Origin of the sequence: Pseudoxanthomonas winnipegensis (genome assembly GCF_030322905.1) — a bacterium.
GTDB lineage: Bacteria > Pseudomonadota > Gammaproteobacteria > Xanthomonadales > Xanthomonadaceae > Pseudoxanthomonas_A > Pseudoxanthomonas_A winnipegensis.
The window spans coordinates 2,847,368-2,869,907 of the sequence record NZ_CP095475.1 but is presented as its reverse complement, the minus strand read 5'-3'; the positions used below and the strand labels follow the sequence as shown (position 1 = coordinate 2,869,907).

Here is a 22,540-nt window from a genome sequence, read left to right as displayed (position 1 = left end):
GCTTACTGCGGCATCACTTCCAGCGTGGCCACGTAGTTGAGACGGCGCTGCTTGGCCTGCGGCAGCGAGGTCTTGTCGTCCTCGCTGCTGGCGTTGAGCCAGTACATGCCCGCGTCCGGCCAGGTCACGGAGAAGACGCCCTGCGCGTCGGTCTTGGCCTTGATCTCCTCCTGCGCATTGCGATAGCGGGTGCCGCCGCGGATCACGGTGACCTCCACGTTCGGCGCCGGCTTGCCGTCCAGCACCAGCTTGAAGCTGGCCGCCTCGCCGGCGACCAGGTCGCTGGGCGCGGTCACCGGCACCAGTTCCAGGCCCTCGCCGCTGGGCTTGAGCGCGGTGGCGGTGGGGGCGCCATGGGTGACGAAGGTCTCCACCCGCGAGGCCATCTGCGAGACCTGCAGGTTCTTGGCGTTCTTCGGCACCTCGGCGGCGAACTTGGCCGCGTCGCCGCGCCAGCGCTTGCGCTCGCCATCGGCGGTCTCGTAGCTGGCGAACAGCCCGCTGCTGACCGAGGCGATGCGGTAGGTGCCCTCCTGCTTGAGCTCCACGTCGAACACGCTGCGGTACTTGCCGGTGGAGGCGTTCTCCGGCTTGACGGTCGAGCCGTCCGGCGCGGTGATCACCAGATCGTCCAGGCGCATCGGCACGTGTTCGAAATAGAACAGGTCGTTGGACACCGCCGCATCCACGCTCACCCACGGATCGTTGCCCGAGAAGGTCGTGCCCGAGGGCAGCAGCCACTGCTTGTGCGCGGCGGCGGAGAAGGAGGTGACGGCGGCGGCCAGGGCCAGCGCCAGGGTCAGGGAACGCTTCATGCGGGATGCTCCTGTTGCGTGTGCGAAGAACGACGGCGGATCGGGGGATCAGGGCTTGATCGTCAGCGACACCGCGCCCAGTTCGGAGGCGCCCTGCGCCTTGCCCGACTGCGCGGCGGTGGCCGGCCAGGTGAAGGGGATCTTGAGCAGCTCGCGGCCGCCGACCTCGCGCGCGGCCTCGACCACCAGCGTGTAGCTGCCCGGGGCGAGGCCGGACAGCTGCGGGCTGTTGCCGGCGAAGTCCAGCGTCTGCACGCCGGCCGGGCGGGTCGGGCCGGTCACGCCGTCGATCGGCAGGTCCAGGCTGCGGCCGGACTTGCGCCACCACTGGCGCAGGTCGGGCAGCCACTTGGTGCCGTGGCCTTCCTTGGTGTCGGTGTTCTGGTACCAGACCGCCAGGTTGGACGCGGCCTTGCCGTCGGCGCTTTCCACGTACACCGCCACGTAGGGGCGGTGGTACTCGGCGACGTTGAGCTTGGGGATCTCGACCTTGACCTGCATCGTGGCGGCGGACGCCGGCACGGTCAGCAGGCCGCTGAGCGCGAAGGTCAGGGTGATCGGGACGGTCTTGGTCATGGCACGCAAGTCCTGTGGGGAATGTCAGTGAATGAAGATCAGCGCCAGCAGCAGCGGCACCAGCAGCCCTAAGCCGACCATCGGCCAGGTCATGCGGCGCTGGCCGGCATGCAGCTGCAGCAACAGCAGGCCGGTGATGCAGAACACCAGGCAGGCCACCGCGAACAGATCCAGGAACCAGCTCCAGGCCGTGCCCGCGTTGCGGCCCTTGTGCAGGTCGTTGAACAGCGAGATCCAGCCGCGGCGCGTGGATTCGTATTCGATCGCGCCGCTGGCGCGGTCCAGGCTCAGCCAAGCGTCCCCGCCGGGGCGCGGCAGGGAGACATAGACCTCGTCGGCCGACCACTCGCCCTGGCGCCCGGACAGGCTGATGTCCAGCTCGCCTTCGATCCAGTCGCCGACCACGCGCGGCAGCGGCGCATTGCCGTCCTCGCGCGTGCCCAGGGCCTGGCGCAGCGCCGGCGGCAGGGTGGCGCTGCGATGCACGATCTGCGGCTTGGCCTCGATGCTGGCCGCGTGGTTGAGCGTGATGCCGGTGGCGGCGAATAGCAGCATGCCGATCAGGCAGATCGCCGAACTGATCCAGTGCCACTGATGCAGCGTGCGCAGCCAGAAGCCGCGGCGTTGCTGCGTGGAGAGCGGGTCGGCGGCCTGGGCCAAGTGGAGGTTTTCCGTTGCAGCGGGAGAGGCGAAATGCGCGCGGCATTACACCACGAATGAGAATCGGTCTCAATTAAATCCCGCGCCGCCTCGATGACCTTCCGGCCAGCGTGCAGGCCACTCAGACCTCGGCCCAGCCGCGCAGCAGGTTGTGATACACGCCGGTCAGCTGCACGATCGCCTGCGCATCGCCGCCGCTGGCGGTCAGCCGCTGGATGGCGGTGTCCATCTCCAGCAGCAGCCGGCGCCGGCCTTCGTCGCGCACCATGCTCTGCACCCAGAAGAACGAGGCCAGCCGCGCGCCGCGCGTGACCGGGGTGACCTTGTGCAGGCTGCTGGAGGGATACAGGATCAGGTCGCCGGCCGGCAGCTTGACCTCGTGCTCGCCGTAGGTGTCGCTGATGATCAGCTCGCCGCCGTCGTACTCGTCCGGCTCGCACAGGAACAGCGTGCACGACAGGTCCGAGCGCACCTGCTGGCGTGGCTGCCCCGGGCGGTCCATGGCCATCACCGAACCATCGACGTGGAAGCCGTACTCCCCGCCGCCGGTGTAGCGGTTGAAGCGCGGCGGCAGCGTGCGCAGGGGCAGGGCGGCGGCGAAGTACAGCGCATTGCGCTCCAGCGCGGCCAGCACCTGCTGGCCCAGCCGCTCGCGCAGCGGCGAGGCGTCGGGCAGCTGCTGGTTGCGCTTGACCCTCGCGCCCTGCGCGCCGACGGTTTCGCGGCCGTCGGTCCACTCGGCCGCTTCCAGGGCATGCCGCATGTGGCGGACCTGGTCGGCATCGAGAATCTGCGGGATATGCAGCAGCATGGAAGGATTCCCTACAACGACGCACGGGAAGGCGTGCCTTCCCGTGCTGGAGTGCCGGTCGCCCGGCGGTCCTGTGCCATCAGACCAGCGGCGTCAGGCCTGGCCCGTCAGAAGCGGAAGTCCGCGCTGAGCAGGAAGGTGCGCGGCGTGCCCGGAGTGTAGCGGTAGCCGCTCTTGTTGATCGCCGCCACGTAGTCCTTGTCGAACAGGTTGTAGCCGTTCAGGCGCAGGCTGAAGTTGCGCGAGACGTCGTAGGACACCACCGCGTCGTACACCGTGTAGGACTTGGCGTACTTGGGCGTGCCCACCGCGCCGTCGCTGCCGCGGTGCATCTGGCCCGAGTAGCGCACGCCGCCGCCGATGGTCAGGCCAAACGGGAAGCGATAGCTGGTCCAGCTGGTGAAGGCGTCGTCCGGGGTGTAGCTCAGGTTGGGCGTGCCGTCGGCGCTGATCGACGGGCCCTCGGTGACCTTGGTCGACATGGAGGTATAGCCGGCCGAGACGCTCCAGTTGTCGGTGATGTTGCCCACCGCCGAGAGCTCCACGCCCTTGACCCTCTTCTCGCCGGTCTGGGTCGGATGCCCGAACTCGTCCAGCACGTTGGCGTTGATCTCGTTGGTCACATCGGTCTGGAACAGCGCCAGGTTCAGCGCCAGGTTGTCCAGCACGGCCCACTTGGTGCCGACCTCGAAGGTCCTGGCCTTCTGCGGATCGGCATTGATGCTGTTGGCCGCGCCGTCGGCCGCGGCCAGGGCGAAGTTGGCCCCGCCCGGCGGCTGCTGCGACAGCGCCCAGTTGGCGTACAGGCTGACCGCATCGCCGGCCTTGTAGACCGCGCCCAGCTTCCAGTTGAACAGCGTGTCGCTGGTGTCGGTGTCCACCGTGGTCACGCCGCTGCCGACCGGCGCGCCGTTGCACGGCACCGCGTTGCGGCCGGTGCCGTTGTTGCAGATGGCGCTGGCCTGGTACTCGGTCCTGTAATGGTCCAAGCGCACGCCGCCGGTCAGCAGGAAGTTCTCGCCGAACTTGAGCGTGTCGAAGGCGTACACCGAGGCGGTGTCGGTCTTGCCGTAGCTGCCGGTGCCGTTGTGGTACCAGGCCAGCGTGCCGATGGCATTCCAGTCCGGGTCGTAGAGGTTGGCCGCCGGCAGGCTGCCGGTGGTGCCGAAGTTGCGGTTGAACTGCTCCTCGCGGGTCAGCTCCAGGCCGGTGCTCAGGTTGTGCACGACCGCGCCGGTGGCGAAGTCCGCGCGCAGGTTGAGCTGGTCGGTGATGATCTTGTTGCGCTGGTCCTTGAAGGTCGGCAGGCTGCGCGCGACCGTGTAGGTGGACAGGTCGCCCGGATTGGTCCACTTGATGTTGCCGGCCAGGGGATTGGCCGCCGTGCCGCCGGTGGTCATGAAGGCGCTGAGCAGGTAGTCCTGCGTCGTCTCGCCCCAGCGCGCGGTATTGGTCAGCTTGAGCGTGTCGGAGAAGTCGTGCTCGAGGATGAAGGTCGCCTGCTTGGCTTCCACATCGTCGTGGTCCAGGCGCGTGCCGTAGAAGTTCTCCGGATCGACCGGGTGGCCGGCCAGCTGCGCCAGGCCCGGCTGCGGCGTCCAGCCCGGCAGGCCGATGGTCGGCACAAAGCCGTCCGGCACGTTCTCCTGCTTGACGTAGTACAGGTTCAGCCATGCGCGCGTGGCGCCGTCCAGGTTGAAGCCCAGCGAGGGCGCCAGGCCCCAGCGCTTGTTCTCCACGTGGTCGCGGCCGGGCACATCGCTGTCCTGCCACATCGCGTTGAGGCGCAGCGCGAGGCCGCCGGCCAGCGTCTGGCTCCAGTCGGCCGTGCCGCGGCGCTGATCATCGGTGCCGCCGGAGAGCGTGCCGGAGACCGCGTCGTGCAGGGTGGCGCGCTTGCTGACCATGTTGATCGCGCCGGTCGGCGCGCTGCGGCCGTTGTCGGTGCCCGCCGGTCCCTTCTCGACCTCGATCTGATCGATGTTGAACACATCGCGCGAGATCGAACCCAGGTCGCGCACGCCGTCGACGAAGATGCTGCTGGAGCTGTCGAAGCCGCGCATGTAGATGGCGTCGCCGGTGTTGGTGCTGCCGTTTTCGCCGGCGTAGAACGCGCCCACGCCGGGCGAGTTGCGCAGCGCCTCGGTCAGGGTGGTGGCGCCCTGCTGGTTGAACAGGTCGCTGGTGATCACCTGGATGGTCTGCGGCGTGTCCTGCAGCGGCTGGGTGAACTTGGGCGAGGCCACGGCCTTGGCCTGGATGCGCGAGCCGTGCACGTCGATCTTGTCCAGGGTGCGCGCGTCGCCGCGGTGATGGCGCTGGCCATCGTGCTCGTCCCGGTCGTGGTCGCGCTGCTGGTCGGCGGACGCGCCCGGCGCGTCGATCCCGTCGGTCGCCAGGGCGGTGCCCGGCAGGGCCAGCGCCAGCGAGGTGGCCAGGGCGGCGGCGGTCAGCGGGCGGGCGCCCGGAAGGTGCTTGCGGGAACGGATGTGCGACATGTCAGCGGTGCTTCCAATGAAGTGAAGATTGGTTCCCCCATTGGCGACGGCTGACGGGAGTGCGGGGCCACACGCGACCAGGCCCCCAAGACCAACCGGGGAGCGACGGCATCGCGTGAGGCAGAAGGCGGCCCGGGCCAGGCCGGGCATGCATTCCTTAACGGGTCGTGATTGTAATGAGAACGATTTTTATTCACAACCGTTCAGCTCGGCTTGTCGTGTGTGTGAGCTGCATCCCCCGCGCGAAGCAGTCGAGACGCAGCGCGCGATTAGGCGATCCGCAGCTCCGAGGCGAGCAGGTCCAGGATGGTGTGGACCTTGGGCAGCAACTGCCGGCCGACGGGCCAGACCAGATTCAGCGGCAGGCCGTCGGTCGTGTAATCCTGCAGGATCGGCACCAGCGCGCCGGAGGCCAGGTCCTCGCGAACCAGCCAGGTCGCCAGCTGCGCGATGCCGCAGCCGGCCTTGACCGCGGCGACCTGGGCCTCGCCGCTGCCTACGACGATCCGGCCCTCCATGGTCCGTCGCTCGACGGCGCCGGCGTCGTGCGCGATCAGCCAGGGGCTGGTGGAGCCGTCGGCCTTGCCGTACAGCACCGCGTCGTGGCGGGACAGGTCCGCCAGCGACGCCGGCGTCCCGCTGCGCGCCAGGTACCCGGGCGAGGCGCAGAAGATCAGGCGTTCGCTGCCGAGGTAGCGGTGCCCCAGCGACGCCGGCCAGTGATCCGGACCGCCGATGCGGACGGCGACGTCGATGCCTTCCTCCAGCAGGTCGACGAAGCGGTCGGTCAACGAGACATGCGGGCGCAGGTGCGGGTGCTGCTGCGCGAACCGCAGCAGCAGCGGCCAGACTTGCAGCCGGCCGAACGCCGCCGGCGCGTCCAGCCGCAGCCTTCCCACCGGCTCATGGCGCTGGGCCGCCAGGACGGCTTCGGCTTCCTCCAGGTCGGCGAGCACGCGCACGCAGGTGCGATAGAAGGCCGTGCCGGCGTCCGTCAGCGCCAGCCGGCGCGTGGTGCGCTCGAACAGGCGGCTGCCCAGCCGGTCTTCCAGGCGCGCCACGCTCTTGCTGACGGCCGAATTGGTCAGACTCAGCCGCTCGGCGGCCGCCGTGAAGCTGCCTGCGTCGGCGGTCGCGACGAAGGCTTCGATGCCCTTGAGGCGCTCGGAAGGAATCATCCGCCGTGCCCGGATTATGGAAATTGAGTCCATATTAGGTTGAAGAATGATCCGGGATGGGAATCTGGTTCGCCAATAAGCTGACAGGCCCACGTCTGGTACCCGGAGCTTCATCTCCATGTCTTCCCTGTCCGCGCCGAACGCGGCCGTCCCGGCGGGTCGCGGCGGTCTGTCGATCGTCATCCTCGCGGTGGCCGCCTTCGTCATCGTCACCACCGAGTACCTGATGGTCGGGCTGCTGCCGGCGCTCGCCCGCGACCTGGAGATCTCGATTTCCGCCGCCGGTCAGCTCGTGACGCTGTTCGCCTTCACGGTGATGCTGTTCGGCCCGGTGCTGACCGCGCTGCTCTCGCATGTCGAACGCAAGCGGCTGTTCGTCGTCATCCTGCTGATCTTCGCGGCGTCCAACGCCCTGGCGGCGATCGCGCCCAATGTGTGGGTGCTGGCGGTGGCGCGGTTCATTCCGGCGCTGGCGCTGCCGGTGTTCTGGGGCACGGCCAGCGAGACGGCCGGACAGATCGTCGGGCCGCAACGCGCGGGCCGTGCCGTGTCGCAGGTGTATCTGGGCATCTCCGCCGCGCTGCTGTTCGGGATTCCGCTGGGCACGCTTGCCGCCGATGCGATTGGCTGGCGTGGCGCCTTCTGGATCCTGGCCGGGCTGTCGCTGCTGATGGCCTTGGCCCTGACCGTCTTCATGCCGAGGGTGGCCAGGCCCGAACGGCTGCGCCTGGCCGAACAGACCCGCATCCTCAAGGACCCGTTCTTCGTCGCCAACGTCGTGCTGTCGGTCGTCGTGTTCACGGCGATGTTCACCGCCTACACCTATCTGGCCGACCTGCTGGAGCGCATCGCCGGGGTGGCGCCGGCGCACGTGGGCTGGTGGCTGATGGGCTTCGGCGCGATCGGCCTGCTCGGCAACTGGCTGGGCGGGCGCCTGGTCGATCGCAGTCCGCTGGGCGCGACCGCGGCCTTCGCGCTGCTGCTCGGCGTAGGCATGGCGGCCAGCGTGCCGCTGGCGGGCTCCGCTGGGCTGCTGGCGGGCGCGCTCGCGCTGTGGGGCATCGCCTACACCGCGCTGTTCCCCATCTGCCAGGTGCGGGTGATGCAGTCCGCGTCGCATGCGCAGGCGCTGGCCGGCACCTTGAACGTCTCGGCCGCCAACGCCGGGACCGGGCTGGGCGCGGTCATCGGCGGCCTGGTGATCCCGCAATGGGGGCTGGGCAGCATCGGCTATGTCGCCACCGGCATCGCCGTCGTGGCGATCCTCATGGTGGCGGTGGTCGCGCGTTTGCGGGAGCGATGATCGGCTCCGGTACAGGCCGGCGAAACGCGGGGCCAGCATCGCGGTGCAATGAAAAGGCCGGCGCATGGCCGGCCCGGTACGGTGCAGAACCCTGGAGCGGTCAGTCGCGGTCGTCGCGCGACCACACGCCGCCGTGTTCCACCTTGACCGGGAACTTGGGCACCGGCGCATAGGCCGGGCCGCACAGCGGCACGCCTTCGCGGATATCGAAGCGCGCGCCGTGCAGCACGCACTCGATGCTGCCGGTCTCGGCGTCGAAGGTGCCCGCCGCCGAAAGCTCGAATTCGGCATGGCTGCAGCGGTCCTCCAGCGCGTAGAGGTCGCCGTCCAGGTTGAACACCACGATCGGCGTGCCGGTGACCTCGTCGAAGCCGCTGCGCATCTCGCCCGGCAGCAGCTCCTCGGTGGCGCAGACGAAGGTCCAGGTCTCGCTCACGGCCGGCTCCTAGACAAGGGCTTTCTCCAGCACTTCGAAGCGCAGGTCGTCGCGCAGCGGCGTGCCGAAGCGCGCATCGCCGTACGGGAAGGGCTTGAAGGTGCCGGTGCGCACGTAGCCGCGCCGCTCGTAGAAGGCGATCAGGCTCTGGCGCACATCGATCACGCTCATGCGCATCACCTCTACGCCCAGTTCCTGGCGGGCGATGCGCTCGGCCTCGACCATCACGTCCTTGCCGATGCCGGCGCCCTGCAGGGTGGGGCGCACCGAGAACATGCCGAAATAGCCGGCATCGCCCTCGCGCGCCACGTGCGCGCAGGCGACCAGCGCGTCGTCGCGATAGGCCAGCAGCACGCGGCTGTCGGCGCGGCTGAGGTCGTGGGCCAGCACTTCGCGATCGATGCGCTGGCCGTCGAGCAGGTCGGCCTCGGTGGTCCAGCCGGCGCGGCTGGCCTGCCCGCGATAGGCCGAGGTCACCAGCGCGGTGATCGCCTCGATGTCGTCCAGGGTGGCGTTGCGGAAGGTCAGTGTGGTCATCGGCCCATTGTAAAAGGCCGGCGGCTTCGTGGGAGCCGCCATGGCGGCGAGGGGGGCTCTACCGGTGAAGCCCTCGCCGCCGTGGCGGCTCCCACCTGTAGAGCGGAGCTTGCTCCGCCGCTCTTCGGTCGGTTCGTGGGAAGGCCCCAGCGGAGCAAGCTCCGCTCTACAGGCAGGCCGCTGCGGGACTTGAGAAGACAGTTGCTCCCACCCCCATTTATCCCAGCAGCGTGCGCGCCTTCTTCAGCGCGGCCACGAAGGCTTCGATCTCCTCGTGGGTGTTGTAGAAGGCCAGCGAGGCGCGCAGCGTGGCCGCGACGCCGAAGTACTGCAGCAGCGGATGGGCGCAGTGCTGGCCCGAGCGCACGGCGACGCCCTCCAGGTCGAGCAGCGTGGCCAGGTCGTGCGCGTGGGCGCCGTCGATCAGGAACGACACCACCGCGGCCTTGTCCGGCGCGGTGCCGAAGATGCGCAGCCCTTCGATGCGCTGCAGTTCCTCGGTCAGATGCGCCAGCAGCTGCGCCTCGCGCGCGCGGATCGCGGCCATGCCGACGCCGTCGAGATAGTCCAGCGCCGCGCCCAGGCCGACGAAGCCGGCGATATTGGGCGTGCCGGCCTCGAACTTGTGCGGCACCTCGTTGAAGGTGGTCTTCTCGAAGCTGACCTCCTTGATCATCTCGCCGCCGCCGATGAAGGGCGGCATGGCCTCCAGCAGCTCCCGGCGCGCCCACAGCGCGCCGGTGCCGGTAGGGCCGCAGATCTTGTGGCCGGTGACCGCGTAGAAGTCGCAGCCGATCGAGGCCACATCCAGCGGCATGTGCGGCGCGGCCTGCGAGCCGTCCACGACCGTGACGATCCCGGCCTTGCGCGCGGCCCTGCAGATCTCGCGCACCGGGTTGACCGTGCCCAGCACGTTGGACACGTGGGCCACCGCCAGCAGCTTCACCTGCGGGGTCATGGCCTTGTACAGCGCGTCCAGGTCCAGCTGTCCATCGGGCAGGATCTCGGCCACCTGGATCGTCGCGCCGGTGCGCTGGGCGATCAGCTGCCACGGCACGATGTTGGCGTGGTGCTCCATGCGCGAGACCAGGATCACATCGCCGGGCTTGAGCGTGGGCAACGCCCAGGAATACGCCACCAGGTTGAGCGCGAAGGTGGTACCGCTGCACAGGATCAGCTCGTCGCCACGCACGCCCAGGAAGCGCGCCAGCGTCTTGCGCGCGCCCTCGTAGGCGTCGGTCGCCTCGGTGCCCAGCGCGTGCACGGCGCGGCTGACGTTGGCGTTCTGGCGGCGGTAGAAGCCGTCCACCGCGGCGATCACTTCCACCGGCTTCTGCGCGGTGTTGGCGTTGTCGAAGTAGATCAGCGGCTTGTCGTTGACCGCCCGCGTCAGCAGCGGGAAGTCCATGCGGATGCGGTCCCAGTCCACGCCCTGGGCCTGGCCGGACTCTTCCGGACGCACTCCGGCGCTGCCGCTGTTCTCGTGCATGCTCATGCGGCGCCCGCCTGGCGCAACGCCAGGTCGACGATGGCGGTCAGCTGTCCGATCAGCGCGTCGTCCTCGAGCACGGCCAGCGGCTCGCGGCAGAAGGCGGCGGTCAGCAGGCGCTGCGCGTCGGCCTGCGGCAAGCCGCGCGAGCGCAGGTAGAACAGCGCATTGGCGTCGAGCCGGCCGACGGTGGCGCCGTGCGCGGCCTGCACTTCGTCGGCATGGATTTCCAGCACCGGCTGGGTGTCGATCTCGGCGGTGTCGGACAGCAGCAGATTCTTGTTGGACAGGCGCGCGTCGGTGCCGTCGGCGCCCTCGCGGATCAGGATGCCGCCATGGAACACGGCGCGGCCGCGGCCGGCGCCCAGCCCGCGCCAGGTCAGGCCGCAGCTGGTGTCGCGCGCGATATGGTCGATGCCCAGCCGCGTATCGACGTGGCGGCGCCCGCCGGCGAGCAGCACGCCGTTGGCGTCCAGGCGCGCGTTCTCGCCTTCCAGGCGCACGTTGAGCTCGTGCCGCGACAGCGCGGCGCCCAGCTCCAGGTCCACACGCGTGTAGCGCGCATCGCGCGCCAGCACCGCGTCGGTGCGCAGCAGGCTGGTGGCCTTGTCCGATTCGTGCTGGGCACGGGCGTGGACCAACTGCGCGCCCTGCGCCAGATGGACATGGGTCAGCGCATTGGCCAGGTGCGCGTGCTTGCCGGCGCCGAGGTGGTGTTCGACCACGCGCAGGCGCGCGCCGGCGCGCAGTTCGATCAGGTTGCGCAGGTGCCAGGCGCGGTCGACATGCGCGTCTCGCGCAGGCGCCCGCACATCCAGGTTCACACCGTCCGATTCCGCCGCGCCGATGAAGACCAGCTGCAGCGCCGTGTCCGCCTGCGCGCCGGCCTCGACGCGCAGCAGCACGCCTTCGCTGGCCAGCGCGGCGTTGAGCCGGGCGAAGACCTCGTCGTTGCGTTCGAAGCGGCGCGCCAGGAAGCGCGCGGCATCGCTGCCCTCGGCCAGCGCCTCGGACAGGCGCTGCACGCTGACGCCTTCGTCCAGACCCGCCAGGTCGGACAGCGCCTGGGCGTGGCGACCGTTGACGAACACCAGGCGCGGGGCGGGGATATGCGCCAGCAGCGCGGCATCGACCCGCGGCGCGGCGTCCACCGGCGCGAAGCGGCGGCGCTCCAGCGCCCGCAGCGAGGTGTACTTCCAGGCCTCGTCGCGCTGGCTCGGCAGGCCGGCGGCCAGGGCGTCGTCCAGCACCGCGCGGCGCGCGGCATCGCCCTCGAAGGCGGACGCCAGAGAGTCCAGCAGCGTGCTCATGCCGCCGCTTCCGGCGCCACGCGGTCCTTCAGCCAGGCGTAGCCATGGGCTTCCAGCTCCAGCGCCAGCTCCGGCCCGCCGGTCTGCACGATCCTGCCGTCGGCCAGCACGTGCACCACGTCCGGCTTGATGTAGTCCAGCAGGCGCTGGTAGTGGGTGATGACCAGGAACGAGCGCCCCGCGCTGCGCAGCGCGTTGACGCCCTCGGCCACGGCCTTGAGCGCGTCGATGTCCAGGCCCGAGTCGGTCTCGTCCAGGATCGCCAGCTTCGGCTCCAGTACGGCCAGCTGGAAGATCTCGTTGCGCTTCTTCTCACCGCCGGAGAAGCCCTCGTTGACGCCGCGATGCAGCAACTCGTCCTTCAGGTGCAGCACGGCCAGCTTCTCGCGCACCAGCTTGAGGAACTGCATCGAGTCCAGCTCGGATTCGCCGCGCGCCTTGCGCTGGGCGTTGAGCGCGGCGCGCAGGAAGTAGGTGTTGTTCACGCCCGGGATCTCGACCGGGTACTGGAAGGCCAGGAACACGCCAGCCGCGGCGCGCTCTTCCGGTTCCAGCGCCAGCAGGTCGGCGCCTTCGAACTGCACGCTGCCTTCGGTGACCTCATAGCCCTCGCGGCCGGCCAGGATGTTGCCCAGCGTGGACTTGCCCGCGCCGTTCGGGCCCATGATGGCGTGCACCTGGCCCGGCTTCACCTCCAGCGAGAGGCCTTTGAGGATGTCCTTGCCGGCTACGGCGGCGTGGAGGTTGTCGATCTTGAGCATGGGGATTGGGGATTCGGGATTGGGGATTTGTAAAAGCGGAAGGCAGGCGGGATGCGGGGGAGAGGGCGGCGATCGCCGATCCCGAATCTCCAATCCCGAATCCCGGCTCGACGGGCGTCAGCCCACCGAGCCTTCCAGCGACACTTCCAGCAGCTTCTTGGCTTCCACGGCGAATTCCATGGGCAGCTCGCGGAAGACCTGCTTGCAGAAGCCGTCGACGATCATCGACACGGCGTCTTCCTCACTGATGCCGCGGGCGCGGCAATAGAACAGCTGGTCGTCGCTGATCTTGGAGGTGGTGGCCTCGTGCTCGACAGTGGCGCCGGGGTTCTTCACCTCGATATAGGGGAAGGTGTGGGCGCCGCATTGCTTGCCGATCAGCAGGCTGTCGCACTGGGTGTAGTTGCGCGCGCCCTCGGCCGAGCGGTCCACGCGCACCAGGCCGCGATAGGTGTTCTGGCCGCGGCCGGCGCTGATGCCCTTGGAGACGATCTTGGACTTGGTGTTGCGGCCCACGTGGACCATCTTGGTGCCGGTGTCGGCCTGCTGGCGATGGTGGGTCAGCGCCACCGAGTGGAACTCGCCCACCGAGTCGTCGCCCAGCAGCACGCAGGAGGGGTACTTCCAGGTGATGGCCGAACCGGTCTCCACCTGGGTCCAGGTCACCTTGCTGCGCGCGCCCCGGCACTCGGCGCGCTTGGTCACGAAGTTGTAGATGCCGCCGCGGCCTTGTTCGTCGCCCGGGTACCAGTTCTGCACGGTCGAATACTTGATCTCGGCGTCTTCCAGCGCGACCAGCTCGACCACCGCGGCGTGCAGCTGGTTCTCATCGCGCATCGGCGCGGTGCAGCCTTCCAGGTAGGAGACGTAGGCCTTGTCCTCGCACACGATCAGGGTGCGCTCGAACTGGCCGGTGTGGCCGGCGTTGATGCGGAAATAGGTGCTCAGCTCCATCGGGCAGCGCACGCCCTTGGGGATGAACACGAAGCTGCCATCGGAGAACACCGCCGAGTTCAGCGCGGCGAAATAGTTGTCGCCGACCGGCACGACCGAGCCCAGGTACTGCTTGACCAGCGCCGGATGCTCCTTGATTGCCTCGGACATCGAACAGAAGATGATGCCCTTCTCGGCCAGCTCCTTGCGGAAGGTGGTGCCGACCGAGACCGAGTCGAACACCGCATCCACCGCCACGCCGGCCAGCTTGGCGCGCTCATGCAGCGGCACGCCCAGCTTGTCGTAGGTGTCCAGCAGCTCCTGGGGCACCTCGTCCAGCGACTTGTACTTGGGGCCCTTGGGCGCGGAGTAATAGCTCAGCGCCTGGAAATCGATCGGCGCGATCTTCAGCTTGGCCCAGTGCGGCACCGGCATGGTCAGCCAATGGCGATAGGCGGCCAGCCGCCAGTCGGTCATCCACTGCGGCTCGTCCTTCTTGGCCGACAGCGCGCGGACGATGTCCTCGCTCAGGCCGGGCGGCAGCGAGTCGGACTCGATCTCGGTGATGAAGCCGGCCTCGTAGCGGCGGCCGAGCTGTTCGACGATCTCGGCGTTGCGGACGGGGGCGGCGGGAACCTGGGTTGCTTCGGTGGCCATGGGGGCTGCCTACAGTTCAGTTGTCCACGCGCACGGCGATGGGGCGGCGGCGCGTATCGGGAGTGGGGGAGGGGGCGGCCGGCTGCAGCATCTGCGCCAGCGTCATGCCGCGCAGCGCGTCGGCCACCACGTCGTTGATCAGCCGCCAGTTGGCGCGCACGCCACAGCGCTGGGCGATGCCGCACTGGCTGTCGTGCTGGCTGCATTCGGTGATCGCCAGCGGCCCTTCCATGGCCTCGATGATCTGCACCAGGCTGATGTCACCGGCCGCATGGGCCAGCCGGTAGCCGCCGTGCACGCCGCGCAGGCCTTCGACCAGCCCGGCCTGGGCCAGCGGCTTGAGCACCTTGCTGACGGTGGTGGCTTCCAGGCCCGAGGTCTCGGCCAGTTCCGTGGCGCTGAGCACTTCGCCGCTGCGGTTGGCCAGGACGGTCAACAGGACGGTGGCGTAATCGGTGAGCTTGGTGACGCGCAACATGGTGGCGGGGCGCCCACGCAGGGGCGACGGATGAAATTGGACCGAAATTGTACGCTTTCCCGGTGCGCGACTCAAACCCCTTGGGTGCGTGGGCCAACGGGCTCGTACAGCTCGGCTGCACCACGGCGACCAAGGGGGCTGGGACCGCGGCACCGTCGACCCCCGCAAACCGAAGCCTTGTGACGTGACGCGCGCGGCAGCGGGCCGGCGGGCAGCGGCCGCGACTAGCGAGGCAGGACGCCGAGCGCCCGAATCAGGGCAGGATGCCCTGATTGAGGGAAAAGCGGCCGTTGCCCGCCGGACCGTTGCCCTTCCGAAGCAGGCGCACTCATCCCACCGCAGCAGGTGCACTTACACGCAGCAATCTGGAATCGGAAGAAGAGCCAAAACAACAGCTGCCCATTAGCGTGACGCACGGACCTCCGTGTCCTGTGCCGTCCGCGAGAAAGTCGCTGGGTTCCCGCGTTCGCTGGAACGACGAGCTTGGGCTCGGCGACGACGCTTGTAAGGGCCTCGCACCGACGGGTGAAGGCCATCCCGAGCAGCGCTGCTGCGCAGACGCTCGACATGCAGTGGCACGAACTGCGGCGCGAGGCGACAATGCGGGACGACCCTCTTCATGGATGCCTCGATGCCGCGCAAGATCGCCACCCGCAAGTCCGCCATCCATGGCAACGGCATGTTCGCCGTGGCCCCGATCAAGAAAGGGGAGCGGCTGATCGAGTACCGCGGCGAGCTGCGCACGCACGCGCAGGTGGATGCCGACGAAGGCGGCGATGTCGAGAGCGGCCATACCTTCCTGTTCACGCTCAATGATGAATACGTCATCGACGGCGCCCGCGGCGGCAACAGCGCCCGCTGGATCAACCACAGCTGCAATCCCAACTGCGAGGCCCTGATCGAAGAGGCCGAGGGCGACGACCGCACCAAGGACAAGGTGTTCATCGAGGCCATCCGCGCCATCAAGCCCGGCGAAGAGCTGACCTACAACTACGGCATCACCCTGGCCGAGCGGCACACGCCGCGGCTGAAGAAGATCTGGGCCTGCCGCTGCGGCTCGAAGAACTGCACCGGGACCATGCTCCAGCCCAAGCGCTGAGGCAGTCCGCGCGCGGGCCGCACGGCCGCGCGCGAAGCGGCGCATGCAGCGCGCCATGGCCGTGGATGCACGCGGCGGACAAAAGGTTGCAATGACCAATGCCAGTCGGCACGCGCTGACAAGCTTCCCAACATACGCACCCGAAGGCGGCCATCGGCCCCTCAGGCTCAGAAGGAAGCAGGACCATGCGTGGCTCGGTATTGGCGACAAGCGTGTCGATGGCGTTGGCGGTGCCCGCCGGCGCGGTGCAGATCGATGGCCGGATCGATCCGGCGGAATGGGCCGGCGCCCAGCACATCACCGACTTCCGCCAGGTGCAGCCGCTGACCGGCGCGCCCGGCAGCCAACCCACCGAGGCCTGGATCCTGGCCACCCCCGAGGGCCTGGCGGTGGCGGTGCGTGCGGCGCAGCCGCCCGGCGTGCCGCGCACCCTGCAGAAGGTGCGGCGCGACTTCAAGGACCAGGTCGACAGGGTCAACCTGATGGTGGACTTCGACGGCGACGGGCGCACCGGCTACAACTTCGTGGTGTCCTCCACCGACGGCATCAACGACGCGGTGGTCACCAACGAGAACCACTTCAACACCGACTGGGACGGCCACTGGCAGCACGCGGTCAGCGCGGACGAGCAGAGCTGGTCGGTGGAGATGCTGATCCCCTGGTACATCGCGCCGATGCACAAGGCCAGCGGCGGCAAGCGGCGGATGAAGCTCTACCTGGACCGCGTGATCGGCGCCACCGGCGAGCGCGCCGCCTGGCCGGTGGCCAGCTTCGAGCGGCCGCGCTTCCTGTCCGATTTCGCGGTCGTGGAGGTCACCGACTACCAGCAGTCGCTGCTGGCCGTGACGCCGTACATCTCGGGCCTGTACGACAACGTGCACGGCGGCACCGATGTACAGGGCGGGGTGGACGTGTTCTGGAAGCCCAGCGGCCAGTTCCAGATGACCGCCACCCTCAACCCGGACTTCGGCCAGGTCGAAAGCGACGACCTGGTGGTCAACTTCGACGCCACCGAGACCTATGTCAGCGACAAGCGCCCATTCTTCACCGAGAACCAGGGGCTGTTCGAGTTCACCACGCCGTCCGATTTCAGCCAGCTGCTGTATACCCGGCGCATCGGCGGGCCTTCAGACGACGGGCGCGGCGCGGCCGACATCAACGCCGCGGTCAAGGTCAACGGCAGCCTGGGCGCGACCAAGTACGGCGTGTTCGTGGCCGAGGAGGACGGCGAGGCCGGGCGCAGCTTCCGCGCGCTGCGGCTGGTGCGCGACTTCAGCACGCAGAACCTGGGCCTGATGCTGACCCAGGTCGAGCGCCCGTGGCTGGATCGCGAGGCGACCGTGCTGGGCGTGGACCACAACTGGCGCCCCAACGCGCGCTGGAACGTGCGCACGCGCCTGCTCGGCAGCCAGATCAGACAGGCCGGCCAGACCACGCGCGATGGCGGCGGCACGCTGTGGGCCGACTACGAGATGGACCACGGCTGGCGCCAGCAGTGGATCTTCATGCACTTCGGCAGCGATCTGCAGCTCAACGACGCCGGCTACCTGTCGCAGAACAGCCTCAACTACGGCCATTGGGAAGTACGCAAGCGCTTCCCCGAACAGCCGGCGCAGTCGCGCTATGCCTCCAAGGACTGGCGCTGGCGCATCAGCCAGGTCAACAACGACCACGGCGAGATGCTCGATCGGCAGCTGCGCATCAGCCGCCAGGGCGAGCTGCGCGATGGCAGCGAGGAGTTCATCCAGGTCAATTTCAACGATGCCGGCGTGGACGACCTGCTCACGCGCGGCCACGGCTCGGTGCAGCAGCCCTTCAACACTCAGCTGGTCTACGAATACAGCCGCCCGCGCAAGGGACGCTGGGCGCACGAGGTGGAGCTGTGGGTGCGGCGCGGCAGCATCACCGACGCGGGCGCGCTCAACTACAGCGCGGACTATACGGCGACATATTTCGTCAACGACGACCTCAGCCTCTACCTGGGCGGCTATGCGGATCATTCGCCGGCCTGGTCGATCTGGCAACGCGACAACCTGGTCGGCCTGTACAACGGCCGCGAATGGCATCTCAACGCCGGCCTGACCTGGAACCTGGCCAACCGCCAGGAGCTGCGCGTGAAGCTGCAGGCGCTGGCCATCGAGGCGCAGGCCAAGGGCGCTTACCGCGTGCTGGCCAACACCCAGCCGCTGCGCACCGATGAGGCCGTGCAGGACTTCAGCGTGCGCAACCTGGGCTTCCAGGTGCGCTATCGCTACGAGGTCGCCCCGATGTCGGACCTGTACGTCGTTTACGCGCGCGGCGGCTACCAGGAGACCGACCGCAGCGATCCGGTCGGCCGCCTGCTGGGCGATGCCCTGCGCCTGCGCGAGGACGAGCAGCTGCTGGTCAAGTTCAGCTACCGCTTCACGCTGTAGCCATGAGGCAGGCCCGGAGGCATTGCCCTTTCGACCAACGCTGAAGGGCCCGCGCCTGCGGCACACTGGCGGCCCGTTCCCTGCGAGGTTGCCCCGTGACCCAGTCCCTCCAAGGCCAGGTGGCCGTCATCACCGGCGCGGCCAGCGGCATCGGCAAGGCCCTGGCGCAGACCCTGGCCCGGGCCGGGGTGCGCGTGGCCATCGCCGATCTCAACCAGGCAGGTGCGCAGGCCACCGCCGCGCAGATCCAGGCCGAGGGAGGCCAGGCGCTGGGCGTGGCGATGGACGTCACCGACGAAGCGGCGGTCGATGCCGGCATCGACCGGGTCGTGCAGGAACTGGGTCCCGTGGACATCCTGGTCGCCAATGCCGGCGTGCAGATCGTGCATCCGATCCAGGACTTTCCCTTCGCCGACTGGAAGAAGCTGCTGGCCATCCATCTGGACGGCGCCTTCCTCACCACCAAGGCCGTGCTGCCGGGCATGTATGCGCGCAAGCGCGGCACGGTGATCTACATGGGCTCGGCCCATTCGCACGAGGCCTCGCCGCTGAAGTCGGCCTATGTGACCGCCAAGCATGGCCTGCTCGGCCTGTCGCGCACGCTGGCCAAGGAGGGCGGGCCGCATGGGGTGCGCAGCCATGTGATCTGCCCGGGCTTCGTGCGCACGCCGCTGGTGGAGAAGCAGATCCCGGAGCAGGCCGCCAGCCTCGGCATCAGCGAGGAAGAAGTGATCAAGCGCGTGATGCTGGGCAACACGGTCGATGCCACCTTCACCACGGTCGAGGACGTGGCCGCGATGGTGAAGTTCCTGTGCGAGTACCCGAGCAACGCGCTGACCGGGCAGAGCTTCCTGGTCAGCCATGGCTGGCATATGAACTGAATGCGGCGCGTGTTCGCGTCGCGTCGAGACATCGCCACCAGGAAACGACAGGCCTCGAATGGCGCGGCGCCGAAGATGGGGTTCCTTTCTTCAACGGAGCCTTCGCTCATGACCACGCTCACTGGCAAGACCATCGCCGTGCTCGCCACCGATGGATTCGAACAGTCCGAACTCACCGAGCCCAAGCGTCGCCTGGAGGAAATGGGCGCCAAGGTCGAGGTGATCTCACTCAAGGGCAAGGACAGCATCCGCGGCTGGGACCAGAAGGACTGGGGCGACTCGGTCAAGGTCGACAAGCAGCTCGACCAGGCCAAGCCGTCCGATTACGACGCGCTGGTGCTGCCGGGCGGTGTGATCAACCCCGACACGCTGCGCCGCGAGTCGTCCGCGCTGGACTTCATCAAGGCCGTGGCCGCCGACGACAAGCCGGTGGCGGCGATCTGCCATGGCCCCTGGCTGCTGGCGGAGACCGGGTTGGCCAAGGGGCGCAAGCTGACTTCGTGGAGTTCGCTCAAGACCGACCTGTCCAATGCGGGCAGCACCTGGGAAGACCGCGAGGTCGTGGTCGACGGCAACATCATCACCAGCCGCAATCCCGACGATATCCCGGCCTTCAGCAAGGCGATCGCGGAAGCGCTGGCGAACTAACAGCTCGAAATCGAGAAGAAAACGGGGCGCGGCCTTCGGGTCGCGCGCCCGTCTGTAGAGCGGAGCTCGCTCCGCTGGGGCTTTCACAAAATCCGGCCGAAATGCAGCGGAGCGAGCTCCGCTCTACAACGAGGTCGCGACGCAATTAAAGAAGATAGCTGGCTCGCACGATAAGGCGATCAGCGTTTGTCGCCCCGTGCCGAAGGCTCGTAGCCTTCCAGATCCGCCGAATCCAGATGCCAGGCCCGGTCCGTCGCCGGCGCGCCGTCCGCCATCACGGCACGCAGGGTAAAGCTGCCCCTGTAATGACGCGTACTGCCATCGGCCTGCAATGCGGCCAGGTCGACCGGTACCTGGATATAGCGCGAACCAGCCGCGCCCGCCGCATCGAAGGCCTGGCCGACACGCGCCTCGACGTGCCGGGTCTTGGCATAGCCTTTGGCGAAGACGTCGAAAGGCTGCCGGCTGGCCGCGCCGTCCCGGCTCCAGAGCGCATAGGCGGCTGCGTAGTCGCCCGCGTTGATCGCCGCGTAATAGCGGCGCACGGTGTCTTGCGCGCTTTCGGCGGTCGGTTCTGCAGGGATAGCGGCTTCCGCTGCCTGCATCGGCGGCGGTTCCGCCAGCGCGTCTTCGGTCTGCGAATCGCTCGGCGCCGACGCCGGTGGCGTGGCGGGCGTCGGCGCGCTGGTCGTGGGAGGGGCGTCGCCAGAACGCGCCTGCCGATCCTTGCCCGGATCGCAAGCGGCCAGCGTCGTGATTCCGGCCGCGAGCAGGCCGAGCATCAGCATGCGCAGACGTATCGGATCAGGGCGCATCGCTCAGATCCGGCATGCCCACGGGCTGGTCGAACTGCACCACGATGCGGCCATCGCGCACGCGCGCGGACTGCACACGCACGTCGCCCAGGCTGGCCAACAGCTTGGGATCCAGGCGGTACAGCGGTTCGCTGCGCGCGTAGTCCTGCAGGAACAGGCTGACCAGCTGCCGATCGCGCTCGTGCAGTTCGCCGCCGTTGCTGGCCGCGACGCGATCCACGGTGGGCGCGTCCAGGTACAGCGTCATCGCCTGCGGGTCGTAGCGCAGGCCGCTGCTCAGCCAGACCCGGCCCAGCGGATTGCCGCTGGCGCTGGCGTCGAACTGCATCTGGACCCGGTCGCTGCCCGGCGGAATGCGCAGCTGCGGATTGCTGGCGGTCATCGAGACCAGTCCGCCCAGCGCCTGGAAATCGCGCGGGAACTCATGCTCGAGAAAGCCCTGAACCTGTGTCGCGCTGACGGACAGCTCGTTGGAAGGCGCTTGGCTGGAGGACTGCGCCTGGGCCCACGACGCGGCGGTGATCGGTGCGATCACCAGGGCCGTGGCGACGAGGGCGGCGCGCATGCGGTGGGCGAGGAGAGCCTGCATGGAAACGTCCGAGAGAGGCGGCTGGAGGCCAGGCACACCTTAAGCACATCGGGTGAACCGGGCCTCAATCGAGCTGTGGGCGGATCGAGGCGCTGGAAAGCGTCCAGCCGTCGTTGCCGATCTTGCGACGCAGGCGGTACCAGCCATCCCAGTGCTGCACACGGCCCTGCGCATCGGCGACCTGCAGATGCACGGGGATTTCCAGACTGCGCGACGGGTACTGGTCCGGGTCCAGCGGCTTGGGCGCGTCGCTGTTGATGCGCATGGTGCGCGGGCCGAGCGCGCGCAGCGCGGCATCGTCGGGCACCGGCGCGGGCTTGCCGCCGGTCCATTGCGCATCGGCCTGGTCCAGCCGGCCCGAGGCGATGTCGGCCAGGTAGGCGTGGAGCACACCGGCGGCTTCGAGCAGGTGGGCCTGCTGCTGCGCGTCCAGGGCCTGGCGCTTGGCCAGCGCGGCCTGATCGTCCGTGCGCGCGCCCGCCTGCGGCAGCGGGGCGGTCGTGGCCAGCTCGGCCTGCGGCTCGGGCTTGCGGCTGCAGGAACAGTTGCCCAGCAGCAGACACAGCAGCAAGGTCAGCAGCAGGCGCATGGCGGAGTCGGGCAGTGGCGGTGGCGCGCAGTGTACGCGCGGCCTGCGCTAGCGGTTGGGGTCGATCCCGGCGATGAAGCGGTCCAGCGCCGGCTCCAGCGGCGCGAACGGGTCCTCCTGCGCATCGCGATGGCGATGGGCCAGATCGCGCAGCACGCGGCTGGCCACCAGGGTGGCGGCGCGCTCGTCCGCGCTGAGCTGACGGTGACGCTGCGACTGGTGCATCAGGCGCAGCCAGTCCTGACTGGCGCGATGTTCGAATTCGATGCTGCAGCGGTCGCGGCACGGGTAGCCGTCGTCTTCGACTGGCGTGATGGTGATGCGATAGCGGTGCGGGCGAGGGTCCTGCATGGCGGTCACGAGGCGAAGTGCGAGTGGCCAAGGTAGGTATCCGCGCGCCGTCGCGCGAGCCGGTGGGGCGCGACTCAGTGTTCCGGCGGGCGCCAGGCGCGCAATGCCGGCAGCGGATCGCGCGCGCCATCGGCGCCGTAGATGCCGTAGTGCAGGTGCGGCGGCGTGCCGCGCGCGTTGCCGGTGGTCCCGACGAAACCGAGCAGGTCGCCGGGCAGGACGCTGCGTCCTTCACGCAATCCGGGCGCCCAGTCGTCCAGGTGCGCGTAGTAGTAGCGCTCGCGTCCTGGTCCGAGCACCCACACCTGGCGCCCGCCCAGGCCGCCATCGCGAATCGAGACGATCACGCCCGGTGTGGCGCTGCGCACCGGCGTGCCGCGCGCGGCGAAGATGTCCACGCCGGCATGGGTGCGGTCGCGCCCGCGCGGCGCGCCGAAGGTGGCGGCGATGCGCGTGGCGCGCACGCCTTCGACCGGGACCGGCAGCGCCTGCGCCGGCGGCATGCGCGTCACGCGCCAGAGCATGCGCGGGGTCTGCATGAAGGGCTGGTTCCACGCCCAGCCCGCGGCCCAGGCCAGCAGGGCCAGCGCGACCAGCCAGAGCAGGGCGCGGCGCAGGCGGCGAGCGGGCGTGGTGGCGGACGGTGCTTGCATGTGCCTTAAGCGTGGCGTGCCGCCGATGAGCCTGCGGTCAAGGCGCGCGACGCGAGACG

Annotated in this window: 23 protein-coding genes; 5 read left to right on the top strand and 18 right to left on the bottom strand. The window is 69.0% G+C overall.

Annotated features, from left to right (window positions below; all coding sequences use genetic code 11):
• Positions 1-2 precede the first annotated feature (2 nt).
• The 6 genes from MWN52_RS12640 to MWN52_RS12615 all read right to left on the bottom strand — a co-directional run bounded on the left by MWN52_RS12640 (position 3) and on the right by MWN52_RS12615 (position 6,538).
• Complete coding sequence (locus MWN52_RS12640) at positions 3-815, bottom strand: DUF4198 domain-containing protein (RefSeq protein WP_286574901.1); 813 nt, start codon at positions 813-815, stop codon at positions 3-5.
• A 48-nt stretch (positions 816-863) separates the two neighbouring features.
• Positions 864-1,391: a DUF2271 domain-containing protein gene (locus MWN52_RS12635; protein ID WP_286574900.1), complete on the bottom strand. Its 528-nt coding sequence runs from the start codon at positions 1,389-1,391 to the stop codon at positions 864-866.
• A gap of 24 nt (positions 1,392-1,415) precedes the next feature.
• Positions 1,416-2,051 carry a PepSY-associated TM helix domain-containing protein gene (locus MWN52_RS12630; protein ID WP_286574899.1) on the bottom strand — a complete coding sequence of 212 codons (636 nt, stop codon included), beginning with the start codon at positions 2,049-2,051 and terminating at the stop codon, positions 1,416-1,418.
• Positions 2,052-2,172: 121 nt separating this feature from the next.
• Positions 2,173-2,862: a Fe2+-dependent dioxygenase gene (locus tag MWN52_RS12625; protein ID WP_286574898.1), complete on the bottom strand. Its 690-nt coding sequence runs from the start codon at positions 2,860-2,862 to the stop codon at positions 2,173-2,175.
• A gap of 107 nt (positions 2,863-2,969) precedes the next feature.
• Positions 2,970-5,360 (bottom strand): catecholate siderophore receptor Fiu, encoded by a 2,391-nt coding sequence (locus MWN52_RS12620; protein WP_286574897.1) that lies wholly within the window; start codon positions 5,358-5,360, stop codon positions 2,970-2,972.
• Between the two features lie 269 nt (positions 5,361-5,629).
• Positions 5,630-6,538: a LysR family transcriptional regulator gene (locus MWN52_RS12615; protein WP_286574896.1), complete on the bottom strand. Its 909-nt coding sequence runs from the start codon at positions 6,536-6,538 to the stop codon at positions 5,630-5,632.
• A gap of 118 nt (positions 6,539-6,656) precedes the next feature.
• On the opposite strand from MWN52_RS12615, the gene MWN52_RS12610 reads away from it, so the two are divergent.
• Entirely contained in the window at positions 6,657-7,841 is a 1,185-nt protein-coding gene (locus tag MWN52_RS12610; protein ID WP_286574895.1) for an MFS transporter, read from the top strand.
• 100 nt (positions 7,842-7,941) lie between these two features.
• Here MWN52_RS12610 and MWN52_RS12605 read toward each other — a convergent pair whose 3' ends face one another.
• The 7 genes from MWN52_RS12605 to MWN52_RS12575 all read right to left on the bottom strand — a co-directional run bounded on the left by MWN52_RS12605 (position 7,942) and on the right by MWN52_RS12575 (position 14,442).
• On the bottom strand, positions 7,942-8,277 hold the full coding sequence (locus tag MWN52_RS12605) for a non-heme iron oxygenase ferredoxin subunit (protein ID WP_130520933.1): 336 nt from the start codon (positions 8,275-8,277) through the stop codon (positions 7,942-7,944).
• 9 nt (positions 8,278-8,286) lie between these two features.
• Positions 8,287-8,814 carry a GNAT family N-acetyltransferase gene (locus MWN52_RS12600; protein ID WP_286574894.1) on the bottom strand — a complete coding sequence of 176 codons (528 nt, stop codon included), beginning with the start codon at positions 8,812-8,814 and terminating at the stop codon, positions 8,287-8,289.
• A 217-nt stretch (positions 8,815-9,031) separates the two neighbouring features.
• On the bottom strand, positions 9,032-10,222 hold the full coding sequence (locus MWN52_RS12595) for a cysteine desulfurase (RefSeq protein ID WP_286577735.1): 1,191 nt from the start codon (positions 10,220-10,222) through the stop codon (positions 9,032-9,034).
• An 83-nt stretch (positions 10,223-10,305) separates the two neighbouring features.
• Complete coding sequence (gene sufD, locus MWN52_RS12590; protein WP_286574893.1) at positions 10,306-11,613, bottom strand: Fe-S cluster assembly protein SufD; 1,308 nt, start codon at positions 11,611-11,613, stop codon at positions 10,306-10,308.
• Entirely contained in the window at positions 11,610-12,374 is a 765-nt protein-coding gene (gene sufC / locus MWN52_RS12585; RefSeq protein ID WP_130520927.1) for a Fe-S cluster assembly ATPase SufC, read from the bottom strand. The genes sufD and sufC overlap by 4 nt, the downstream gene beginning before the upstream one ends.
• A gap of 117 nt (positions 12,375-12,491) precedes the next feature.
• Entirely contained in the window at positions 12,492-13,964 is a 1,473-nt protein-coding gene (sufB, locus tag MWN52_RS12580) for a Fe-S cluster assembly protein SufB (RefSeq protein WP_286574892.1), read from the bottom strand.
• Positions 13,965-13,980: 16 nt separating this feature from the next.
• Positions 13,981-14,442: an SUF system Fe-S cluster assembly regulator gene (locus MWN52_RS12575; protein ID WP_286574891.1), complete on the bottom strand. Its 462-nt coding sequence runs from the start codon at positions 14,440-14,442 to the stop codon at positions 13,981-13,983.
• A gap of 631 nt (positions 14,443-15,073) precedes the next feature.
• On the opposite strand from MWN52_RS12575, the gene MWN52_RS12570 reads away from it, so the two are divergent.
• The 4 genes from MWN52_RS12570 (at position 15,074) to MWN52_RS12555 (ending at position 19,484) form a co-directional block, all read left to right on the top strand.
• Entirely contained in the window at positions 15,074-15,541 is a 468-nt protein-coding gene (locus MWN52_RS12570) for an SET domain-containing protein (protein WP_130520923.1), read from the top strand.
• A gap of 185 nt (positions 15,542-15,726) precedes the next feature.
• On the top strand, positions 15,727-17,955 hold the full coding sequence (locus MWN52_RS12565; RefSeq protein ID WP_286574890.1) for a DUF5916 domain-containing protein: 2,229 nt from the start codon (positions 15,727-15,729) through the stop codon (positions 17,953-17,955).
• Between the two features lie 95 nt (positions 17,956-18,050).
• Positions 18,051-18,836 carry a 3-hydroxybutyrate dehydrogenase gene (locus MWN52_RS12560; RefSeq protein ID WP_286574889.1) on the top strand — a complete coding sequence of 262 codons (786 nt, stop codon included), beginning with the start codon at positions 18,051-18,053 and terminating at the stop codon, positions 18,834-18,836.
• Positions 18,837-18,944: 108 nt separating this feature from the next.
• On the top strand, positions 18,945-19,484 hold the full coding sequence (locus MWN52_RS12555; protein WP_130520916.1) for a type 1 glutamine amidotransferase domain-containing protein: 540 nt from the start codon (positions 18,945-18,947) through the stop codon (positions 19,482-19,484).
• 179 nt (positions 19,485-19,663) lie between these two features.
• On the opposite strand, the gene MWN52_RS12550 is transcribed toward MWN52_RS12555, so the two are convergent.
• The 5 genes from MWN52_RS12550 to MWN52_RS12530 all read right to left on the bottom strand — a co-directional run bounded on the left by MWN52_RS12550 (position 19,664) and on the right by MWN52_RS12530 (position 22,481).
• Complete coding sequence (locus MWN52_RS12550; protein ID WP_286574888.1) at positions 19,664-20,299, bottom strand: Cif family virulence factor; 636 nt, start codon at positions 20,297-20,299, stop codon at positions 19,664-19,666.
• A complete protein-coding gene (locus MWN52_RS12545; RefSeq protein ID WP_286574887.1) occupies positions 20,289-20,888 on the bottom strand; it encodes a DUF1439 domain-containing protein in 600 nt (199 codons plus the stop codon). The genes MWN52_RS12550 and MWN52_RS12545 overlap by 11 nt, the downstream gene beginning before the upstream one ends.
• A gap of 64 nt (positions 20,889-20,952) precedes the next feature.
• Complete coding sequence (locus MWN52_RS12540; protein ID WP_286574886.1) at positions 20,953-21,477, bottom strand: hypothetical protein; 525 nt, start codon at positions 21,475-21,477, stop codon at positions 20,953-20,955.
• A 48-nt stretch (positions 21,478-21,525) separates the two neighbouring features.
• A complete protein-coding gene (locus MWN52_RS12535) occupies positions 21,526-21,828 on the bottom strand; it encodes a DUF3861 family protein (RefSeq protein WP_228257949.1) in 303 nt (100 codons plus the stop codon).
• Between the two features lie 74 nt (positions 21,829-21,902).
• Entirely contained in the window at positions 21,903-22,481 is a 579-nt protein-coding gene (locus tag MWN52_RS12530; RefSeq protein WP_286574885.1) for a M23 family metallopeptidase, read from the bottom strand.
• Between the last annotated feature and the right edge of the window lie 59 nt (positions 22,482-22,540).